This window comes from Brachybacterium sp., from assembly GCF_052095815.1.
Taxonomy (GTDB): domain Bacteria; phylum Actinomycetota; class Actinomycetes; order Actinomycetales; family Dermabacteraceae; genus Brachybacterium.
Map to the genome: position 1 here is coordinate 47,228 of NZ_JBQDLF010000014.1, position 20,967 is coordinate 68,194.

Genomic DNA, 20,967 nt, shown 5'->3' on the forward strand with positions numbered 1-20,967 from the left:
TGAAAAAACCCTCGCGCAGGCGAGGGGAGCCGCATCGGTGCCTCATGTGCGCACCGGCACGCTCTCAGGAGCGCGGGGTGGGCGCGGGCCTTGTCCGACGCGGCTGCATAAGCAGGAGCCGTCGAGTCACGGGGTCATCCTACCGCGCCGGGGCCCGTGCCCTCGAGCGTGCTCGGGGAGTGCTCAGACCCCGAGCAGGCCCGAGATCAGCAGCAGCACCAGCACGGTCCCGATCGTGGTGATCAGCACCGTGTCCCGGGCGAGGTTCTCCGAGGCGCGGTAGCGGGCTGCAGCGACATAGACGTTCTGCGCCGTGGGCAGGGCGGCCATCACCACCACCTCGTAGAGCGAGGCGCCCCGCATCCCGAGCAGCAGCCCCACTCCCAGCGCGATCACCGGCATCAGCAGCAGCTTCGAGGCCGAGGCGACCGCGATCAGCCCGCGATAGCCGTCAGCCTTCGCCAGCGGCCGCGAGCCGTAGAGGGAGAGCCCATAGGCCAGCAGCATCGCCGGGATCGCCATGTCCGCGAACGAGTGGATCGGCTCGAGCGCGACCGCCGGGATCTTCACCCCCGCCAGCACCAGGAGCAGGCCGACGGCGGAGGCGATGATGGTGGGGTTCGCGACGATGCTGCGCAGCACTCCGGCGGGGCCAGAGGAGTCCTTCTCGGTGACCCGATGCAGCACGAACAGGTACAGCGGCGTGTACACCGCCTGCTGGAACAGGATCACAGGCAGTGCGTGCGAGATGTCGCCGAGCACATAGAGGGCGATCGGGAAGCCCATGTTCGCTCCGTTGACCACGGAGCCGCTGATCGCGGTCATCACCAGGTCCGCGCCTCGACGTCTGGTGAACAGCGCCACCGCGATGATCAAGATCGCGCCGGTGGCGAGCCCCGAGATGCCGGCCACGGCCATCGGCAGCGAGAGCACCTCGCGCACATCGGACTCGAGCAGCCCCACCAGCACCAGGGCCGGGGAGGCAACGAAGAAGGTTGAACAGTTCAGCACATAGCGACCGTGCGGACCGAGAACTCCGGTGCGTCCGACCACCCAGCCCACACCGATCATGGACCAGACGATGAAGAAGCCGGCCAGAACCCCGCTCACAGCGGCGGGAGGAGGGAAGACGTGATCACCGGACTGATCCTAGACGGCCAGCAGGAAAGGGGGTTCCGTCGTTCAATCGCCGGACGCGCGGCCCAATCGCCGGACATCAGGGGGTGCGGCAGCGGTCAGCGCATCCCGTGCGAGGTGCGGCCGTCGATCTGATCGCTGCTGCCGGGAACCGGCTCGGCGCCGTCGGAGCCGAGGCCCACGATGCGGTTCTGCGCATCGACATGGACGACACGGGGGCGGTGCGTGGAGACCTCCGTCTCGTCCAGCTGCCCGTACGCGATGATGATCACCAGGTCGCCCGGGGTGACCAGATGCGCTGCGGCGCCGTTGATGCCGATCACTCCGCTGTCGCGCTCGCCCTCGATCACATAGGTGATCAGGCGGTGGCCATTGGTGATGTCTACGATCGTGACCTGCTCGTTCTCGACCAGACCCGCGGCCTCCGTGAGGGCAGGGTCGATCGTCACCGAACCCACGTAGTGCAGGTCTGCCTGCGTGACGGTGGCTCGGTGGATCTTCGAGGTCATCAGAGTGCGCAACATCGCTCCTATTCTCTCATCACGCCCGCATGCTGGATGATGGAGACGTCCGTTTCGTCAGGAGGATCACCATGCCCAAGGCCCGCCGCAGTTCAGCACGCCGTTCCGAGCGGTTCGAGGACATGGCGCTGCCCGATGAGCTCCTCGGGGTCCTCGCCGAGCAGGGGCTCGAGAGCGCCTTCGAGATCCAGTCCGTGATCCTTCCCGACGCGCTCGCCGGGCGTGATGTGCTGGCCCGTGCCGAGACCGGTTCCGGCAAGACCCTCGCCTTCACGCTCGCGATGACCTCCCGCTTCCGCGGTCGCAAGATGCATCGCAAGCGTCCGCTCGGGGTGGTGCTGGTGCCCACGCGCGAGCTGGCGGTGCAGGTCGTGGACACCATCCACCCCTTCGCTCGGGCCGTGGGAATCAAGGCGCAGCTGGTCGCCGGCGGCATGAACATCGAGAAGCAGGCGGACGCGGTGGCCCGCGGCGTGTCGATCGTGGTGGCCACCCCGGGCCGGTTGATCGATCTCGCCGAGCGCGGCGCGCTCCAGCTGGACCTGGTGGAGACCACGGTCATCGACGAGGCGGACCACATGGCCGACCTCGGCTTCCTGCCGGACGTCAGCGACATCCTCGCGGCGATCCCGATGGGCACCCAGAAGATGCTCTTCTCCGCCACCCTGGATGGGCAGGTCGAGCAGATCGTCGATAACTTCCTGGTCGATCCCGTCAGCCACGAGACCACGCCGGTGACCGCCGCGGTGGCCACCATGGATCACCACGTGCTGGCCATCGCCCCGTCCGCCAAGCGTGAGGTCACCGCGCAGCTCGGCGCCCGTGAGGGACGCACGCTGATGTTCACGCGCACCCAGCTCGGTGCCGAGCGGGTGGCGCAGGAGCTGGTCGAGGTCGGCATCGGTGCCGCAGCCCTGCACGGCAACAAGCAGCAGGGGCTGCGCACCAACGTGCTGGCCGGTTTCCGCGAGGGGGCCTATCCGGTGCTGGTCGCGACCGACGTCGCAGCCCGCGGCCTCCACATCGACGACGTCACGATGGTGGTGCACGTCGACCCCTCCGATGACGTCAAGGAGTACGTGCACCGCTCCGGGCGCACCGCACGTGCCGGAGCGACCGGCAGTGTGGTCACGCTCGCCCTGCCGCACCAGATCGCGAAGACCCGGAACGTCCTCGCGGGAGCCAAGGTCGAACCGACCTGGGCCGACGACGTCGACTCCGCAGAGGTTCCTGCCCTCTCTGAGCTCGGTGGGAGGACGCCTGCCGGCGAGCCGGCGGAGGACCCGGCGACCGTGAAGTACAAGGGCGCGCCGCGCAAGCTCGACCTGGGGCGCAACCGCCACCGTGGGGCCGACGCCGGCAAGGCGGAGGAGCGGCGTGCGAACGAGGAGCGGCGCGCCTCCTGGGAGGATCCGGATGGCGAGGACGGTGCTCGTTCGGGCCAGGGCAATGCCCGCTCGGGGCAGCGCGGCGCACGCTCGGGCCAGAGCAGTACTCGTTCGGGCCAGGGCCAGGGCCGGGGCCAGGGTCAGAGCCAGGCCCGCCGCGGCGGAGGCCGGGGACGTGATGGCGACGCCCCGGAGGAACGGGGCCGTCAGAGCGGTGCCCGCTCCACCGGCGGTACTGGTGGCAGGGGTAAGGCGGGGGACCGCGGGCGCTCTGCCGGCACGGGCAGGGGAGAGGCCCGCGGACGCTCCACCGGCACCGGACGAGGCTCGGAAGGCACCGGCAAGGGCCAGGGGCGTGGACGCTCCGGCGCGCCGACTCGCGCCCCGCGTCGACGTGGAGGACGATGAACGACGGAACCATGGCTCGATGACGAGCAGGTGAAGCGCCGAGGAGGCACGCGATGAGCATCAGTACCTTCGACATGTTCAAGATCGGTATCGGGCCCTCGAGCTCGCACACCGTGGGGCCGATGCGGGCCGCAGGGACGTTCGCGCGCGAGGTGCTCGGTGATCCGGAGCTCGGCCCACGTGTCGCCGATGTCGAGGTCCATCTCTACGGCTCTCTCGCCGCCACCGCAGTGGGGCACGGCACCTTGGACGCGGTCGTGATGGGCCTCGAAGGCGCTGATCCGGAGACCGTGGATCCGGTGGCCGGTCGTGAACGGGTCGCCCAGATCGAGACCGAGGGCGGGCTGCTGCTGGACGGCACCCTCGCGATCGCCCTGCGGCCCTCCTCGATCGTGCTGCACCCGCTGACGTTCCTCCCCCAGCACTCCAACGGGATGACCTTCATCGCGCTGGATGCCGAGGGCCAGGAGCTCCTGCGCCGCCCGATGTTCTCCGTGGGTGGAGGATTCGTGGTCGACGAGGCGGACATGGACCGCTCGATCGCCGAGGTCGCGGCCGAGGACGAGGGACTCACCATCTTCACCACCGGCGACGAGCTGCTGCGGGTGTGCGAGGAGCGCGGGATCTCCGTCTCCGAGGCGATGCTGCTGAGGGAGCGCCAGTGGCGCAGCGACGGGGAGATCCGCGCCGGGCTGCTCACCATCTGGCGCGCCATGCACGACTGCATCGAGCGGGGCACCCGCACCGGAGGCATCCTGCCCGGCGGTCTCGAGGTCAAGCGTCGCGCCTCGTCCTGGTACGACTCGCTCTCGGCCGAAGACCCGGTACGGCTGCCGATGAACGCCTTCGAATGGGTCTCGCTCGCCGCACTCGCGGTGAACGAGGAGAATGCCGCCGGGGGACGTGTGGTCACCGCGCCCACCAACGGCGCGGCCGGCATCGTCCCGGCGGTGCTGTACTTCGCCACCACCTACATCGAAGGGGTGGACCCCGACGAGATCGCGGTGCGCTTCCTGCTCACCGCCGGGGCGATCGGTTCGCTGTACAAGGAGCATGCCTCGATCTCGGGCGCTGAGGTGGGCTGCCAGGGCGAGGTGGGCTCAGCCTGCTCGATGGCCGCGGCCGCCCTCTGTGAGGCGATGGGCGGCAAACCCGCCCAGGTGGAGAACGCCGCCGAGATCGCGATGGAGCACAATCTGGGCCTGACCTGCGATCCGATCGGGGGTCTGGTGCAGATCCCGTGCATCGAGCGCAACGCCATGGCCGCAGTCAAAGCGATCACCGCTGCCCGCTTCGCGCTGCGCGGCACGGGCGAGCACTTCGTCTCCCTGGACACGGTCATCGAGACCATGCGCCAGACGGGGAAGGACATGAACTCGCGCTATAAGGAGACCGCGATGGGCGGGCTCGCGGTCACCGCGGTCCCGGTCAGCGTTCCGGACTGCTGAGGCCTGAGCGGAGCGGTCCCGAACTCCTGAGCAGCACCTCACGTGGCACCGACGCCGCCCCCAGCCGGTCGCGCACCAGCGCCCGCAGCTCCTCCGCGCGGGGCGCCGTCCCCCTCTCAGCTCCTGCGACCTGCACCTCGACCACGGTCCTCACCCCGAAACGCTCATCCGGCACCACTCGCAGGCGCGCATCGAGCACCCCGCGCTGGGACCGCAGCAGGCGCAGCACGGCAGCGGGGTCATGCACCATCCCGCCTGAGGAGAGCGTGCCGTCTGCACGTCCGAGCACTCGGACGATGCCCTCCTCAGAGATCTCTCCACGATCGGTGATCAGCTCGCGCCCTGCAGTGAACGGGGTGCGGGCGTGCAGCAGGCCGTCAGCCTCGCGCAGCCGCACCCCGCGCAGCGGCCTGCCGTCGACCGTGAGCGAGCCGGTCTCCGTCGTCCCGTAGACGTCATGCACACGAGCCCGGAAATGCCGGGCCAGATCCGCGCGGAGCTCGGAGGATAGCTGATCGGAGCCGGAGACCACCCGGGGGATGCGCAGCGCCTGTCCCCGGCTGAGCGCCCGGTCCGCGGTCAGGAGATCCACCAGATGCACGGGGACGCCGGTGAGCAGGTCCGGTGCGCTCCGGTGCAGCAGTGCTACCCGCTCGGGGCCCGGCAGATGACTCAGATCCACGAGCGTGGCTCCCAGGGCGAGTGAGCCCAAGGAGACCAGCAGTCCGTGGCCGTGGACCCCCGGCGCCGCGCAGGCGATCCTCTGACCGGGCCGCATCCCGATCCGTCGGCCGAGATCGGCCAGGGTGGACAGCTGGGCCACGGTGAGCGGGCCGCGACGCTGGGTGCGGGGCAGCCCGGTGCTGCCGCTCGAACGCAGTTCGAGCATCCCGTTCCCGGACAGCGCGGTGACCAGCACCTGGCGCAGCGACGCAGCGGCGGGCAGTGCACCGAGTCCCGGCTGGGCCGCGGACCCGCGTGATCGGCGGTGCAGCTGCACCTGATCGAGCAGCTCACCGGCGGTCAGCGCACCCCGTTGGTCAAGGAGCACCACCGCGCGAGGGCGCAGGGAGAGTCGGGTGCGCAGGGCGCTCGAAGGACGCAGGAGCTTCATCGTGGACCGATCCTCCCACTGGTGGGCTCTTCACCTGTGGGCTCTTCACCCGTGAGCCCTCCGGGGCCGCCGGCTCCGACGCCCATGCGCCCTCGTGAGGCGAGACGCTGGATCAGGTCCCCGGCCCGGCCCGCAGCGGCGGCGGACAGAGTGGGCGCCGCCTGGGCGAGGACCGCGCCGGCGCGTGCCCAGGGCGGGGAGAGCAGGGTGCGGGGCGCATCGAGGGCGTGCAGGACCCGGCGGGCGGCGTCCGCGGGAGCGAGCGCGCCGCGGGGCGAGCTGCCGTAGGTCGGGGCGGCCATCGCCGTGGCGACCAGCGGCAGCTCCACGATCGCGATCCGCACCCCATGGCGCGCGGCCTGGGGTCGCACCGCTCGCAACCAAGTGTCCAGCGCCGCCTTCGAGGCCCCGTAGGCGGCCCAGCCGGGGGTGGGGATCCGGGTGGAGGCGCTGGTGACGGCGATGACGCGGCCAGTGCCGGTGGCGCACATCGGTTCCAGCATCGCCAGCATCAGGGCGGCCGGCCCCAGCAGATTCGTTCCGGTCAGCCGGACCAGGTCATGGGGCCTGCCGAAGCTCTCCTCGAGGGTGCGGCGGAGGGAGTGCCCGGCGATGGAGACCACCGCCTCCGGTGTGCCGTGTTCCGACAGGACCGTCTCGGCGAGCCCGGCGACTGCCTGCTGGTCGCGCAGGTCGCAGGGGAGCACCCGGGCGCCTCCTCCGGCGGCCCGCACCTCGGCGGCCAGGGCCTCCAGCCGGTCTCTGTCACGGGCGGTGAGCACCAGCTGTTCCCCTCGTGCGGCCAGTGCGAGGCAGACTTCACGGCCGATCCCGCCGGTCGCTCCGGTGATCAGGATCATCGTCGGCTGGCGGGGAGGCTCACCAGGAACCCCGCTGGTACGAACCGGGGTACAGCGCCGCATCGCGCACCCCCAGCTCATGAGCGGCACGTTGCGGCCAGCTCGGCTCACGCAGTGCGGCACGACCCACGGCGACGAAGTCCGCATCGCCCCGTTCGAGCACGGTCTGGGCGCCGGCGGGGTCCGTGATCAGGCCCACGGCTGCCACCGGCATCGACACTGCATCGCGCAGGGTGCGCGCGAAGCCCACCTGATACTCCGGTCCGACCGCGATGTCCGCGATCACGGCGCCGCCGGTGGAGACGTGCAGGGCGTCGACTCCCACGCCCTCGAGCTCGCGGGCGAGGTCGAGGGACTGCTCGATGTCCCAGCCGCCGTCGATCCAGTCGGTCGCACTGATGCGCACGATCAGAGGACGTTCGGCGGGCCACTGCTCGCGGACTGCGGAGGCGATCTCGAGCGCGAGCCGGCGCCGTCCCGGACCGTCGCCGCCGTACTCGTCGTCGCGGGTGTTCACGAGCGGGGAGAGGAACTCATGGACCAGATAGCCATGAGCGAAGTGGAGCTCGACAGCATCGAAGCCAGCCTGTTCCGCACGTCGGGCCGCAGCCACGAAGTCTGCGACCACCCGGGAGATGTCCTCACGGCTCAGCGCATCCGGGGCGTCGAGCCCGGGGAAGGGATCCGAGGTGGGGCCGACGGCGCGCCAGCCGGAGGCGAACTCCGGCACCGTGCCGCGTCGCCTGCGGAACCGAGGCAGTGCCGGCCAGGTGGAGGCCTTGCGGCCGGCGTGGGCGAGCTGGACCGCGATCTTCGCTTCCTGCCCCTGGCAGAAGCTGGTGATCCGTCGCCAGGCGGTGACCTGCTCGTCGTTCCACAGGCCCGTGTCCTGGGGGCTGATGCGGCCTTCCGGGCTGATCGCGGTCGCCTCGGTGATCAGCAGCCCGAAACCGCCGGTCGCGCGAGCTCCCAGGTGCACCAGGTGCCAGTCCGTGGGGATGCCGTCCTCCGCCTCGACCATGTACTGGCACATAGGTGCCAGCCAGATCCGGTTGCGCATCTCCAGGGAGCGCAGGCGGGCCGGGGCGAGGAGCGCCGGGGCTGTGGCGGCAGGATCGGGGACCATGGTCCCCTACGTTAGCCGCCTCTGCTGTGGCCCCGTGTCGCCGCCCATCGTGGTGCTCCTCATGACCTCCCACGTGACGGCGCCACAGCGGAGACTTTGCGCCTGCTCTTCAATCGAGTGATCTATGATGCTAGCATTCTTGCATGGTTGAGGATGAGCCGAACGTGCCCCGAACCCCCAAGGTGCAGTTCAACGTGTACCTGCCGAAGGATCTCGTGATCGAGGTCAAGCATCGGGCGATCGATGAATCGCTGAGCCTCAGCGCCTTCGTGGAACAGGCTCTGCGGATGCAACTCGCCGCCGGTGGCGACGATGCCTGAGCGCGAGCCGAGCATGGGTGCCCCGCCCGCGCCGTTCCCTGACAGACCGTTCCCTGAGGAGGAGACCGAGATGAGCCCCCAGACCGAGATGAGTCCCCAGTCCGCCGTGCCCGGCGCGGTGCCCGAGATGACCGTGCTCCCGCTGAGATTCAGCGCCGATGTGCCCGCGATGATCGACTTCCTGTGCACGCTAGGGATGACGCCCACGGTGACTGCGGGAGAGGACGGCTTCGGAGAGCTCGTCGCCGGGGCAGGCCGGGTCATGGTGCACGCGGCAGCTGGTGCCGCGACCGGTGCGCGCAGTGGGGACACCGATCTATGCCTCGCAGTGGAAGAGACCGACGTGGCGGCGCATGCCCTGCAGACGGCAGGGTACGAGGTGGACGTATGGGATGAGACCTATGGTCGGCAGGGGGTTGTCACCGGACCGGCGGGGGAGCAGGTGGCGCTCAACGAGGAACAGATCGACCTCTATGGGTACCGCGGCCACGACGCGAGCTCCCCGGATCCGCGGCTCACTGTCACCGCAGTGCTCTCCAGTGACGACTTCCACCGGGACGCGACCTGGGCGGCTCCGCTCGGGTTCAGCGCTGACGGGCCGGACGATGAATGGTTCCTCGCTCTGCGAGGCCCCGGGCGGGCGGGTGTGCTCGGGCTGCACAAGCCCGGTCCGCTGGATCGCAGGACTCGGTCGACAGGCACCGAGTTCGGTGATGTGCTGCAGGTGCGTCTTGGCTTCGAGACCACCGGAGACCTGGCCGAGCTCTCCCTTCGACTGACCACGGCAGGGCATCCCGCGGAGGTCGTCGAGAGCGGTGCCCTCCGCAGCGTTCACGTCACCGACCCTGATGGGCAGCACCTGGAGATCCATCAGCGTCCGCTGCGCTGAGCTGTCCTCGAGGCAGGGGGAGCGGCAGCATCCTGCTCGAGGAGTGTGACCGGTGCGCGTGACATGGGTCTCCTGCGATACGGTGTCCGCGTCCATCCGCCCCGGCGACCCGGGGCCCGTGTAGCAGGAGTGCTGATGTCCGACGACGCCACCACCGGGATCGAGAATCTCTCCCAGGAGACTCGCACCTTCTCCCCGCCCACCGAGTTCGTACAGAATGCGGTCGGCCGACCCTCCCTCTACAAGGAAGCGGAGCGCGACCACCTCGCCTTCTGGCGCTCGCGGGCCAGCCTGCTGAGCTGGGAGACCCCTTTCACCGAGACCCTCGACTGGTCCAACCCGCCGTTCGCCCGCTGGTTCGCCGACGGCACCCTGAACGTCGCCTACAACTGCGTGGACCGCCATGTCGAGTCCGGACACGGCTCCCAGGTCGCGCTGCTGGCGGAGTACGAGGACGGCTCCGATGCCTCCTTCACCTATGCGGACGTCAAGGACGAGATCTCGAAGATGGCCAACGTGCTGTCCGATCTCGGGGTGAAGACCGGCGACCGGGTCGCGATCTACCTGCCGATGATCCCGGAGGCGGTGTTCGCGATGCTCGCCTGTGCCCGCATCGGCGCCCCGCACTCCGTGGTGTTCGGCGGCTTCAGCGCCGATGCCCTGCGCTCCCGCATCGAGGATGCCGAGGCCCGGGTGGTCATCACCGCCGACGGCCAGAACCGTCGCGGCAAGCAGCTTCCGCTCAAGCCCGCTGTCGACGCTGCGCTCGCCGGGGGCGGCGCCAGCGTCGAGCACGTCCTGGTGGTGCGCCGCACCGGTGGCGAGGTCGAGTGGACCGAGGGACGCGACGTGTGGTGGCACGAGGCCCGCGAGACCGCCTCGGCCGAGCATGCACCGGTCGCGGTCGAGGCGGAGCACCCGCTGTTCATCCTCTACACCTCCGGCACCACCGGGAAGCCCAAGGGCATCATCCACACCACCGGTGGCTATCTCACCCAGGCCGCGTACACCCATCGCAACGTCTTCGACATCAAGCCGGCCTCGGACGTCTACTGGTGCACCGCGGACATCGGCTGGGTCACCGGCCACACCTACGTGGTCTACGGGCCGATGGCCAACCGCACCACGCAGGTCGTCTATGAGGGGACCCCGGACAGCCCGCACCAGGGTCGCTGGTGGGAGATCATCGAGAAGTACAAGGTCACCCAGTTCTACTCCTCGCCCACCGCGATCCGCACGGCGATGAAGTGGGGGGAGGACATCCCCGGCAAGTTCGATCTGTCCTCGCTGCGGCTGCTCGGAAGCGTCGGCGAGGCCATCAACCCCGAGGCATGGATGTGGTACCGCCGGGTCATCGGCGGCGACCGCTGCCCGATCGTGGACACCTGGTGGCAGACCGAGACCGGCGGCATCATGATCTCCCCGCTGCCGGGCGTGACCGCGACGAAGCCGGGCTCCGCGCAGCAGCCCCTTCCCGGGATCAGCGCCGATGTGCGCAATGACGCCGGAGAGTCCGTCGCGAACGGGGAGAGCGGCTATCTGGTGCTGGATCAGCCCTGGCCCGGCATGCTGCGAGGCATCTGGGGCGATCCCGAGCGGTTCAAGGAGACCTACTGGTCCCGCTTCGAGGGCCTCTACTTCGCCGGTGACGGTGCCAAGCGCGACGAGGACGGCGACATCTGGCTGTTGGGCCGGGTGGACGACGTCATGAACGTCTCAGGGCACCGCCTGTCCACCATGGAGATCGAGTCCGCCCTGGTCAGCCATGAATGGGTGGCCGAGGCCGCGGTGGTCGGGGCGACCGATGAGACCACCGGGCAGGTGCCCGTCGCCTTCGTGATCCTGCGCTCCGGCAACGACGAGGCCATCGCTGCGGTCGGCGGTGAGGATGCCGTGCCGGAGATGCTGCGCGCCCATGTGGGCAAGGAGATCGGCCCGATCGCGAAGCCGAAGAAGGTGCTGATCGTCTCGGAGCTGCCCAAGACCCGCTCCGGCAAGATCATGCGGCGCCTGCTGCGGGACGTCGCCGAGAACCGCCAGGTGGGTGACACGCAGACGCTCGCCGATGCCTCGGTGATGGACCTCATCCAGCAGGGTCTCAGCAGCAAGGGCTGAGCCTGCGGCCCGGCACCTGCCGGGCCCAGCACGGTGCAGGACGGGCTCCCGGTCATCGACCGGGGGCCCGTCCTCGTCACGCCTCGTGGCGACCTGGGTCACCGTTCGATGGTGATCTCGCCGACGCCTGCGGTCACGATGAGGGTGCCGTCCCCGGCGTCGGAGCCGGCCGTGAGGCCCGGATCCACGCTGACGCTTCCGAGATCCGAGTCGGCGTCGATATGCCAGCGGGTGGTGCCGGGGGCCGTGACCATCACGTCGCCCAGTTCAGCGGTGATGCTGATGCTGCCGCGGGAATCGGTGGGCAGCTGCAGGTCGACGTAGCCCACCGCTGCGGTGATCTGGGCGTCGGCAGGTGCCGGGGACTCCAGCTCGATGTCCACATCACCCACCTCGGAGGAGACCGTCAGCGCGTCGGTGACTCCGAGGGGCCCCAGCACGACATTGCCCACATCGGTGCGCACGTCCAAGGCGCTGAAATCGCCGTCGACCACGACGTCGCCCACGCCGGCGTCGATCGCGAGGGACAGCTCGAGGTCGGAGGGGACCAACAGCAGCAGATCCCGCGTGCGATCCGTCCACGGCCACCCGAGATGACTCTGCGGCTGCTGCACGGTCACCGTGGCGCCTGTCGGGTCGGTGTCGTGGATGAGTCGAGCCGGCGTGGTGTCCCGCGGTGAGGGGAGCCCCGTGGTGCCCGGCTCCACCAGGGCGAGAGTCACCTCGTCGACATCATCTGAGGGCAGCACCTGGATGGTGCCCATCAGGCTGGCCAGGTTCAGAGAGGCCGGAGTGCCGAGTCCAGTGGTCGTGGAGATCTCGGAGTAGCCGCGACCCGACGCCCAGTTCGCGACGGACGTGACGGCGAGGCCGCCCACCATCAGCAGCACGATGATGGCGCCCAGCAGCACGGTCAGCGCACGCCAGGGGCGGTCCCGGTCCGGGGAGGGGGTCAGTCGCTGCCCGGGGAGCAGGAGGCGCTCCATGGGCTGAGCCGACTGCGGCGGTGCGATGGAGGAGGACGTCGCGGCCGGGCTGGGCGGGGGAGCCGGGCTGGGCGGGAGTGGCGGACGGGTGGTGGTCATCAGCGTTCCTCGGATTCCAGAAAGCGCAGGACCGCCATCACACGGCGGTTCTCGCCGTCGACTGGAGGGAGGTCGAGCTTGCCCAGCAGCGAGGAGATGTGCTTCTCGACGCTCCCGGTGGAGACGAACAGGGTGTCGGCGATCGCCTGGTTCGAGCGGCCCTGGGCCATCAGCGAGAGCACCTCGCGCTCACGCGGGGTCATGCCCTCGAGGGTGCGGCGGCGCCGGGAGCGGATGAAGATCTGCTGCACCACCTCGGGGTCGAGCCAGGTCCCGCCGGCTCCGACGTCCGCGACCACTCCCAGGAAGTCGTCGACGTCCGCGACGCGGTCCTTGAGCACGTAGCCCAGGCCGAACGGGGAATCGGCGATCAGCTCGGACGCATAGCGCTCCTCGACGTACTGCGAGAGCACCAGCAGCGACACCTCCGGATCCTGGCTCCGGATCAGCACTGCGGCCCGGACTCCTTCATCGGTGAAGGTGGGTGGCATCCGCACATCGATCACTGCGAGGTCGGGACGATGCTGCGAGATGGCGCTGAGCAGCGCGCTGCCGTCGCCGACTGCGGCGACCACCTCATGCCCGGCCTCGGTGAGCAGGCGCTCGAGTCCTGCGCGCAGCAGCACGGCGTCGTCGGCGATCACGATCCTCATCGGAGGTCCTCCTGGGTGGTGGGGTGGGCGAGCTCTGGCACCGGGGCGGTGCGGCCTGCGAGCGGGATCACGGCGATCAGCGCCGTGCCTCCGCCGGTGGGGCTTGTGACTTCGAGCAGGCCCCCGGTGGCACGGACCCGGTCGGTGAGCCCGGCCAGGCCGGTGGACAGACCGTCTCGGCGCACCTGCGCACCGCCTCGGCCGTCGTCCTGGATCCGCACCCGCAGCGCGGACTCGTTCCGGTGGACGAAGACGTCCGCCGCCGTCGCCTCGGCATGCTTGGCGATGTTCGTCAGCGCCTCGGCGACCACGAAGTAGGCCACCGCCTCGAGCTCCCGATCCAGGGCCGGCATGCTCTCGGTGCCGAGGTCGACCTGCAGATCCACCGGCACCTGGGAACGAGCCGCGAGCGCGGACAGGGCGGCGTCCAGCCCGCGGTCGGTGAGCACGGCCGGGTGGATGCCTCGCGCGAGCTGACGCAGATCGGTCATCACGGCTTTGGCCTCCGCATGCGCCTCGCCGACCAGCTGCTCGGCACGATCGGGATCGGTGCGGACCGTGTTCTTCGCGATGCCGAGGGTCATGGCGAGGTTCACGAGGCGCGGCTGCACCCCGTCATGGAGATCACGCTCGATGCGCAGGCGCTCCTGCGCGGCGGCATCGACCGCCCCCTGCCGGCGTTCGGCCAGCTCGGCGACCTGCTCGCGCAGATCGTCCTCGGAGCCGGAGATCAGCCCCCGGGCGAGCCCTCGGTCGGCGAGGGCCCCGAGCACCAGCATCACCAGGGCCAGCACCAGGCCTGCGGTGCCGATGGCTCCGAGCGACCAGCGGGAGAGCTCGATCCCTCCCACCTCCGCGGTGCCCTGGTCGAGAGCCGCCTCCCACCCAGTCCAGCCGAACCAGAGGAACACCGCGAACGCGGTGAAGAAGGCCCCGGCGACCAGGATCGCGAGGTGGTGATGCAGCACTCCCCGCCAGAACGCCCAGGTACCGAGCTCGAACCAGCGGTTGCTGAGCCAGCCGGAGATGCCGGTGCGGCGCGAGCGCCGACGCGGGGGAAGGATCACGGGGATGCCGTGGATGGCGACGGCGCGCCGACGTTCCACCCGTACAGCGAGCTGCATCACCAGCAGCCAGGGGATCAGCAGCAGCAGGCCGGTGCCGAGAGCGGGCAGGGAGGCGAGCCCGCCGAGCAGCAGGGTGAGGCTCGCCCAGAACCAGCTGTAGAACAGCAGCCCGCCCACGACCACGGAGGCGAGGGCGGAGGGGGCGAGCCGGGAGCGCGAGCGCCCTGCGCCCCGGGCAGAGGAGTCGTCCATGCCCTGACACTATGCGCGGCGAGGGGACCGGGCCCACGGTGCCCACCCGCCGTCTCACTGGGGGAAAACCCCCGGTCCGACGGGTTCGCGCGACTCCATCGCGCGGACTGATCCGGATCGGGTCGCAGAATGCGGTTCAATGGGTCCATGAGCAGTGACGCCACTTCCTCCGACGAGACCATCGACCCCGCTTCCGACACCGGGTCACCCGCCACCGATGACGGCTCCACCGGGCAGGTGATCGAGAACGTCGAGCGGACAGCCGCTGAGCTCGAGGCCGATGATCAGGGCCGCGGCACCCTTCACGATGTCGCGAACTCTCTGGGCATCTCCAGCGCGGTCGCACTGCGCGCGCTGCGCGAGTCCGACGAGATCAAGCCGCAGATGATCCGCCGGGTCCGGGAGGCGGCCGAACGGCTGAACTTCCCGCTCGCGGATCTCAGCGAGGAGACCGAGCACCGCGGCGTGGTCGCAGTGCTCGTGAACACCATGCGCAACACCTGGATCTCTGATCTGGTGCGGGCGATCCGCATCGAGCTGACCGCGACCGGACGCACCGCAGTGGTGGTTCCCACACGTCGCCGCATGCCCGAGTACCCGGTCGCCGCCGACACGGATGCGATCGAGAACCTGGTCCATCTCGGCGTCGACGGCTTCCTGATGATCTCCGACCTGGCTGACATGGACAGCGTGCTCGCGGCCACCGGCAGTCGGCCGTTCGTCGGGATCGGCTGCTCGCAGGAGTTCGTCGGCCGGTTCGACACCGTCCGCATCGACGACGAGGTCGGGCAGGGGCTGCTGGTGGACCATCTGGTCGGACTCGGTCACCGCGAGATCGCGCACGTCGGCGGAGTCGGTGCGGCCGTGGCCCGGGAGCGCGCGGATGCCTTCCGCAAGGCCATGGACCGTCACGGCCTGGGTGACGTCGCGCGGGTCGAGCCCGGTGACTTCACCGAACAGGTCGGCCAGACCGCCGGATCGATGCTGCTGCGCGGCAGCCGGGTCCCCACGGCTGTCACCTGTGCGAACGACGTCACCGCGGTCGGTGTGCTCGCCGCGGCACGTGACGCCGGCTTCGCGGTGCCCGAGGAGCTGGCGGTGGCCGGATATGGCAACACCTCCCTCGCAGCCTCCGGGGTGTCCCAGCTGACCAGCGTGGATCCCAACTCCGATCGACTCGGTGCGCTCGCCGCGCAGTTCCTGGTCGAGCGCGTCTCCGGCCATGAGGGCCCGGCCCGGGACGTGGCGGTCGCGCCGTCCATCGTGGTGCGTCGCACGACCTCCGCGGGCCCGCGGCCCGAGACCACGAAGCGCAAGCGGATCTCCGTGGACTGATCAACGGATCCCCATCCCGCGAACTTCGAACGACCTGCCCCCTGCGATAGGCTCAGATCATGATCAACACCACGAACGACCCGAGCACGCCGCCCACCCAGCGGTCCATCGGCGAGCTCGTCCAGTCCATCCGTGACGAGCTCCTCGGTGTCGTGCACCATGAGATCGACATCGCGAAGAAGGAGTTCACCGCTCTCGCGATCAAGCTGGGCATCATCGCCGCCTGCGCCGCGGTGATCCTGTTCCTCCTGCTCTCGGCCTGGGTGATGCTGCTGTTCGCCGCCGCCAACGGTCTGGAGGCGCTGGGCCTGCCGTTCTGGGCCGCGTTCCTGATCGTCGCGGGCGTCTTCATCGTGCTCGGCGTGGTCGTCGGAGCCGTCGCCTTCGTGGTCTACAAGAAGCTCAAGGCACCTGAGACCACCATCGAGACGGCCCAGGGCGCCGTGAGCGCCGTGCAGGGCAAGCGTCGTCAGAATGCGGTGTCCTATGACGACACCTTCGACGAGCTCTACGGCAAGCAGGTCAGCGCTCGCACGGACTGATCAGCGCTCGCACAGACTGAACCGCCGGGCTGGGCGCCCGACCTTCGCGCGAGCCGTGGGCCGTGGGCCGCTCCTGAGGGCAGTACCCTTGGGTGCGTGAGCCTCTACCTGCATGACACCGCCACCCGTACGACCGCACCCTTCATCCCGGTGCGCGCGGGGGCGGTGTCGTTGTACGTCTGCGGCCCGACGACCCAGGGAGCCCCGCACCTCGGCCATCTGCGCACATTCCTCGCCTTCGACGTGCTGGTGCGCTGGCTCGAGCGCAGCGGCCTCGCGGTGACCCATATCCGCAATGTCACCGACATCGACGACAAGATCCTCGTGAAGTCCGCCGAGGTGGGCGCCGAGTGGTGGGCATGGTCCCTGCGCTTCGAGCGCGAATTCCAGGACGTGCTCGATGAGATCGGCAATCGTCGGCCCACCTACGAGCCGCGTGCGACCGGCCATGTGCCCGAGATGATCGAGCTGATGCAGCTGCTCATCGAGCGTGGCCACGCCTATCCCGACGGTCACGGCTCGGTCTATTTCGATGTGGCCTCCCACCCCACCTACGGGTCGCTCACCCGCCAGTCCCTGGAGGACATGCAGGACGCCGGCGAGGCGATGGAGCCCGGCAAACGGGACCGTCGCGACTTCGCGCTGTGGAAGGCGGCGAAGGACACGGAGCCCGTCAGCGCCGCCTGGGACACCCCCTTCGGGCGAGGCCGTCCCGGATGGCACCTCGAGTGCTCGGCCATGAGCCGCAAGTATCTCGGGGAGACCTTCGACCTCCACGCCGGGGGCCTGGACCTGCGCTTCCCGCACCATGAGAACGAGCAGGCGCAGTCCCACGCCGCCGGCTTCGGCTTCGCCCGCCAGTGGATGCATGCCGGGGTGCTCACGGTGGACGGTCTGAAGATGGGCAAGAGCCTCGACAACTTCGTCACCGCCGCCCGGGCACTGGCCGAGCATCCGACGCCGGCCGTACGGCTCGCCCTGGTGAGCGGCCACTACCGCGCCACCGTCGAGTACAACGCGACGGCGATGCGGGAGGCGGAGACCGTCTGGGAGCGCTTCAGCGCCACGGCGCGTCGTGCCGCCCAGCTCCTCGGGGACCATCCGCTGGCGGCACCCGAGGCCGAGCTGCACGCGCTCGAGCTGCCCGCAGACTTCGTGGCCGCGATGGACGATGACCTCGCGGTCCCCGAGGCGCTCGCAGTGATCCACCGCGAGCAGTCCTCCCTGAACTCCCTGCTCGCCGCCGGCGCTGCAGAGGCAGAGATCGCCTCCGGTCTGGGCCAGCTGCGCGCCATGCTGGACGTGCTGGGCCTGGACCCCCTCTCCGACCGGTGGGGGAGCGGCACGGGCGCTGAAGGCGCCGAGCATGCGGCACTGGACTCGCTGATCACCGCCCAGCTCGCCGCCCGGGAAGCGGCTCGCGCGGAGAAGGACTGGGCTCGCGCAGATGCGCTGCGCGACGCCCTGATCGCTGCAGGCATTCGTATCGAGGACGGGCCCGAGGGTGCCCGTTGGACCCTCGACACCAAGAACTGAAGGACTGAGGAGACATCTGATGGCAGGGAACAGCACGCGACGCGGTGCGATGCGCAAGGGCAAGAAGGGCGCGACCGTCGGTTCAGGCGGTGTGCGCCGCCGTGCGCTCGAGGGCAAGGGGCCGACGCCCAAAGCGGAGGACCGCACGTACCACAAGGCCTACAAGGGCGGTGCTGCGGCATCCGGTGGAGCAGCCGGGCGCCGCGGTCCCGGCGCCAAGGGCGCCCGGAAGCTGCCGGGCAGTGACCAGGTCGCGGGCCGCAACGCCGTGCTCGAGGCGCTGCGTGAGGGCGTCCCCGCCACGCAGCTGACCGTCATGGTCCGGATGGACAGCGACGAGCGGGTGGGCGAGATCATGCGTCTGGCCACCGCCCGCAATCTGCCGATCGCGGAGGCTCAGCGCACCGACCTGGACCGGATGACTGACCACGCCGTGCATCAGGGTGTCGCCCTGACCATTCCGCCCTATGAGTACGCCGAGCTCGACGACCTGCTGAGCATCGCCGCTGACCGCTTCGAGCCGCCGCTGCTGGTCGCTCTTGACGGGATCACCGACCCCCGCAACCTCGGCGCGATCCTGCGTTCCGCCGATGCCTTCGGTGCGCATGGCGTGATCCTGCCCGAGCGGCGCAGCGTGTCGATGACCGCCAGCGTCTGGAAGGTCGCGGCCGGTGCCGCAGGCCGGGTCCGCGTCGCCCAGGTCACCAACCTCAACCGCGCCCTGACCTCGCTCAAGGAGGAGGGCGTCTTCGTGCTCGGCCTCGACGCGGACGGCGATGTGACCTCCCGCGAGCTCGAGCTCGGCACCCAGCCGACGGCACTGGTGGTCGGCGCGGAGGGCAAGGGCCTCTCACGTCTGACGCGAGAGCTCAGCGACCAGGTGGTGTCGATCCCGATGGGCGGTCGTGCGGAATCGCTGAACGCCTCGGTGGCGGCCGCGATCGCACTGTACGAGCTCTCCGGCGTGCGGGCGCGTCAGGGACTGGGCTGAGCTCTCCGGCGTGCGGGCGCTCAGGGACCGGGCTGAGCTTCGGCGTGCGGGTGCCTCAGGGACTGGGCTGCGCCGCGCGACGCTGCTGAGCTGGGACTGACCGCTCGGGGTCCGTCCGCACCCGTAGGGTCACGTACGGGAGGGTGAGCTGGATGATCGGGCCCAGCCCGATCGCATAGAGCACCGTTCCCGCCCCGAGCGGGCCTCCCAGCGCCCACCCGGTCGCCAGCACCAGGATCTCGAGCGCGATGCGCACCGGGCCGACAGGTCGACGCAGCACGCGCCCCAATCCCGTCATCAGCCCGTCACGCGGACCGGCGCCGAGCTGGGCGCCGATGTAGACGGCGCCGCTGATGCCGTTGAGGATCACGCCGGCGAGCATCATCGCCACGGCGATCGGCAGCGTGGGCGCTTCGGGGAGCACCATCATGCCCAGGTCGATGCTCACTCCGACCCAGATCGAGTTCGCCACGGTGCCGATCCCGATCCGTTCGCGCAGCGGGATCCACAGCAGCAGCACCACGAAGCTCACGGCGATGCTCACCGAACCGACACTCAACCCGATGCGGTCCGCGACCGCGGCGTGCAGCACGTCCCAGGGGGCACCGCCCAGCCCGGATTCGAGCAGCATCGCCAGCGAGACGCCGAATCCTGTCAGGCCCAGCATCATCTGGAGCAGGCGCAGCGGAAGCCGGTCGACCTTCAGCTGCTCGCGCAGGCTGAGGTTGTCCAGGCGCGCCGGTCCCCGGCTTCGTTCACGACGCATGGGGCGAAGTGCTCCTCTCCTCATTCGAAGATCGGCAATGCCGAGGTCTCGGTGGTCACCAGTGATCTCTCGTCCGGCCGATGGATCAGGACGTTGAGGATGTAGTGCCGCACGGTGTCGTCCAGGCTCACATCCTGCCCGCCCTGCTCGGAGAGGAACCACTTGTGCTCGAGGATCTCGTGGAAGAACTCAGGGGGCTCGAGCTTGGAGCGCATCGTCCTGGGGACCGCACGGACGACCGGCTCGTACTGGTCCTTCAGCCACTCGTGGGCCACGAACTCCTCGTCCTCGAGCTGCTGCTCGGTATCGGCGCGGAACTGGTCGAGGTCGTTGAGCAGCCGCCGGGCCTGGTTCTCCTGGGCATCGATCCCGGTGAGCCTCAGCAGACGGCGCGAGTGGTGCCCGGCGTCGACCACCTTGGGCATGATCGACAGCGTGGTGCCGTCGAGGTCGGTGGTGATCTCGAGCTCGCCCACATCGAAGCCGAGCGCGTTGAGCTTCTCGATCCGGGCCGAGACCCGCCAGCGCTCGTCGGCGGAGAACCGCTCCCGTGAGGTCAGGGTCTCCCACAGGTCCTCATAGCGGGAGACCAGGTCGTCGCCCACGGCGACGGGATCTGCGTCGGGGTCGAACATGTCCCCGGCCTGGAGGTCCATCAGCTCACCGATGATGTTGGTGCGGGCGAGGTCGAGGTCGTACTGGCGCTGGCCCACGGTGAGCCGTTCATGGAGCGCGCCGGTCTCGACATCGACGAGGTACGCGGCGAAGGCGCCGGCGTCTCGCCGGAAGAGGGTGTTGGACAGGGAGACGTCTCCCCAGTAGAAGCCCTCGAGATGGAGGTGGACGAGCAGGACGGCCAGTGCGTCGAGCAGGCGGTGCGCCGTGTCCGGGCGGGATACCTGGCTGAACACCGCGCGATATGGCAGGGAGAACTGGAGATGGCGCGTGATCAGCATCGCGTCCAGAGGCTCACCCGTGGCAGTGGTGCGACCGGAGATCACGGCGAAGGGCTCCACGCAGGGGATCCCGAGTCGTCCCAGGATCCTCAGCATGTCGTACTCGCGCTGGGCGAGGTTCTTGGAGATCTCCTTGAGGGCGAGGACTCGTCCCGAGACGCGTACGAAGCGCACGACGTGACGGGAGATGCCTCGCGGGAGGGCGGCGAGGATGTCCTCGGGCCATTGCTCCAGCGGTTCCTCCCACGGCAGGTCCAGCAGTGCAGGATCTGCACGGGACGCGGTGATCTCCAGAGGTGCCATTGCTCCATTCTCTCCCGAGCGGGGATGCTTCGACCACTCCCGGCATGATGTCACGTCGTCAGGACGCACCGCACACCGCGAGGACGTGCCAGAAACAACAGCGACGGGCGTCGACGCGCGCGATGAACGGCTTGGACGTCTCTTCGCTTCCTGCG

19 protein-coding genes are annotated in these 20,967 nt (G+C 69.8%); 9 read left to right on the forward strand and 10 right to left on the reverse strand.

Going from position 1 to position 20,967, the window contains the following annotated elements; translation table 11 throughout:
- Positions 1–183: 183 nt before the first annotated feature.
- Entirely contained in the window at positions 184–1,110 is a 927-nt protein-coding gene (locus ACTH43_RS07910) for an AEC family transporter (RefSeq protein WP_441444378.1), read from the reverse strand.
- Between the two features lie 125 nt (positions 1,111–1,235).
- The gene (gene panD, locus ACTH43_RS07915; RefSeq protein WP_441444379.1) at positions 1,236–1,661 is read right to left on the reverse strand and encodes an aspartate 1-decarboxylase; all 426 of its coding nucleotides are present in this window, start codon (positions 1,659–1,661) and stop codon (positions 1,236–1,238) included.
- A gap of 68 nt (positions 1,662–1,729) precedes the next feature.
- On the opposite strand from panD, the gene ACTH43_RS07920 reads away from it, so the two are divergent.
- Together ACTH43_RS07920 and ACTH43_RS07925 are read left to right on the forward strand one after the other, a co-directional pair.
- Complete coding sequence (locus tag ACTH43_RS07920; protein ID WP_441444380.1) at positions 1,730–3,454, forward strand: DEAD/DEAH box helicase; 1,725 nt, start codon at positions 1,730–1,732, stop codon at positions 3,452–3,454.
- Positions 3,455–3,507: 53 nt separating this feature from the next.
- The gene (locus tag ACTH43_RS07925; RefSeq protein ID WP_441444381.1) at positions 3,508–4,902 is read left to right on the forward strand and encodes an L-serine ammonia-lyase; all 1,395 of its coding nucleotides are present in this window, start codon (positions 3,508–3,510) and stop codon (positions 4,900–4,902) included.
- Here the strand turns inward: ACTH43_RS07925 and ACTH43_RS07930 are convergent.
- The 3 genes from ACTH43_RS07930 to ACTH43_RS07940 are packed head-to-tail and all read right to left on the reverse strand — an operon-like array spanning position 4,883 to position 8,002.
- Positions 4,883–6,016 (reverse strand): AMP-binding protein, encoded by a 1,134-nt coding sequence (locus ACTH43_RS07930; protein ID WP_441444382.1) that lies wholly within the window; start codon positions 6,014–6,016, stop codon positions 4,883–4,885. The genes ACTH43_RS07925 and ACTH43_RS07930 overlap by 20 nt on opposite strands.
- A complete protein-coding gene (locus tag ACTH43_RS07935; protein ID WP_441444383.1) occupies positions 6,013–6,876 on the reverse strand; it encodes an SDR family NAD(P)-dependent oxidoreductase in 864 nt (287 codons plus the stop codon). The genes ACTH43_RS07930 and ACTH43_RS07935 overlap by 4 nt, the downstream gene beginning before the upstream one ends.
- Positions 6,877–6,895: 19 nt before the next feature.
- Positions 6,896–8,002: an NADH:flavin oxidoreductase/NADH oxidase gene (locus ACTH43_RS07940; RefSeq protein ID WP_441444384.1), complete on the reverse strand. Its 1,107-nt coding sequence runs from the start codon at positions 8,000–8,002 to the stop codon at positions 6,896–6,898.
- Between the two features lie 143 nt (positions 8,003–8,145).
- On the opposite strand from ACTH43_RS07940, the gene ACTH43_RS07945 reads away from it, so the two are divergent.
- The 3 genes from ACTH43_RS07945 to acs all read left to right on the forward strand — a co-directional run bounded on the left by ACTH43_RS07945 (position 8,146) and on the right by acs (position 11,326).
- Entirely contained in the window at positions 8,146–8,322 is a 177-nt protein-coding gene (locus ACTH43_RS07945) for a CopG family transcriptional regulator (RefSeq protein ID WP_441444385.1), read from the forward strand.
- A gap of 70 nt (positions 8,323–8,392) precedes the next feature.
- Positions 8,393–9,211: a hypothetical protein gene (locus tag ACTH43_RS07950; RefSeq protein WP_441444386.1), complete on the forward strand. Its 819-nt coding sequence runs from the start codon at positions 8,393–8,395 to the stop codon at positions 9,209–9,211.
- Positions 9,212–9,346: 135 nt separating this feature from the next.
- The gene (gene acs, locus ACTH43_RS07955) at positions 9,347–11,326 is read left to right on the forward strand and encodes an acetate--CoA ligase (RefSeq protein ID WP_441444387.1); all 1,980 of its coding nucleotides are present in this window, start codon (positions 9,347–9,349) and stop codon (positions 11,324–11,326) included.
- Positions 11,327–11,424: 98 nt separating this feature from the next.
- Here the strand turns inward: acs and ACTH43_RS07960 are convergent, their stop codons facing one another.
- The 3 genes from ACTH43_RS07960 to ACTH43_RS07970 are packed head-to-tail and all read right to left on the reverse strand — an operon-like array spanning position 11,425 to position 14,383.
- The gene (locus ACTH43_RS07960) at positions 11,425–12,411 is read right to left on the reverse strand and encodes a hypothetical protein (RefSeq protein ID WP_441444388.1); all 987 of its coding nucleotides are present in this window, start codon (positions 12,409–12,411) and stop codon (positions 11,425–11,427) included.
- The gene (locus ACTH43_RS07965; RefSeq protein WP_441444389.1) at positions 12,411–13,064 is read right to left on the reverse strand and encodes a response regulator; all 654 of its coding nucleotides are present in this window, start codon (positions 13,062–13,064) and stop codon (positions 12,411–12,413) included. Before ACTH43_RS07965 ends, ACTH43_RS07960 begins: the two co-directional genes overlap by 1 nt.
- On the reverse strand, positions 13,061–14,383 hold the full coding sequence (locus tag ACTH43_RS07970) for a sensor histidine kinase (RefSeq protein ID WP_441444390.1): 1,323 nt from the start codon (positions 14,381–14,383) through the stop codon (positions 13,061–13,063). The genes ACTH43_RS07965 and ACTH43_RS07970 overlap by 4 nt, the downstream gene beginning before the upstream one ends.
- A 147-nt stretch (positions 14,384–14,530) precedes the next feature.
- Between ACTH43_RS07970 and ACTH43_RS07975 the strand changes: the two genes are divergently transcribed.
- From ACTH43_RS07975 to rlmB, 4 genes are all read left to right on the forward strand, one after another.
- Positions 14,531–15,718 (forward strand): LacI family DNA-binding transcriptional regulator, encoded by a 1,188-nt coding sequence (locus tag ACTH43_RS07975; RefSeq protein ID WP_441444391.1) that lies wholly within the window; start codon positions 14,531–14,533, stop codon positions 15,716–15,718.
- A gap of 59 nt (positions 15,719–15,777) precedes the next feature.
- Complete coding sequence (locus ACTH43_RS07980) at positions 15,778–16,260, forward strand: phage holin family protein (RefSeq protein ID WP_441444392.1); 483 nt, start codon at positions 15,778–15,780, stop codon at positions 16,258–16,260.
- Between the two features lie 96 nt (positions 16,261–16,356).
- Positions 16,357–17,796 carry a cysteine--tRNA ligase gene (gene cysS, locus ACTH43_RS07985; RefSeq protein ID WP_441444393.1) on the forward strand — a complete coding sequence of 480 codons (1,440 nt, stop codon included), beginning with the start codon at positions 16,357–16,359 and terminating at the stop codon, positions 17,794–17,796.
- Positions 17,797–17,815: 19 nt separating this feature from the next.
- Positions 17,816–18,787 (forward strand): 23S rRNA (guanosine(2251)-2'-O)-methyltransferase RlmB, encoded by a 972-nt coding sequence (rlmB, locus tag ACTH43_RS07990; protein ID WP_441444394.1) that lies wholly within the window; start codon positions 17,816–17,818, stop codon positions 18,785–18,787.
- 55 nt (positions 18,788–18,842) lie between these two features.
- On the opposite strand, the gene yczE is transcribed toward rlmB, so the two are convergent.
- Both yczE and ACTH43_RS08000 read right to left on the reverse strand, forming a co-directional pair.
- Complete coding sequence (gene yczE, locus ACTH43_RS07995; protein ID WP_441444395.1) at positions 18,843–19,553, reverse strand: membrane protein YczE; 711 nt, start codon at positions 19,551–19,553, stop codon at positions 18,843–18,845.
- 20 nt (positions 19,554–19,573) lie between these two features.
- Positions 19,574–20,812: a DUF4032 domain-containing protein gene (locus tag ACTH43_RS08000; RefSeq protein ID WP_441444396.1), complete on the reverse strand. Its 1,239-nt coding sequence runs from the start codon at positions 20,810–20,812 to the stop codon at positions 19,574–19,576.
- Positions 20,813–20,967: the final 155 nt, after the last annotated feature.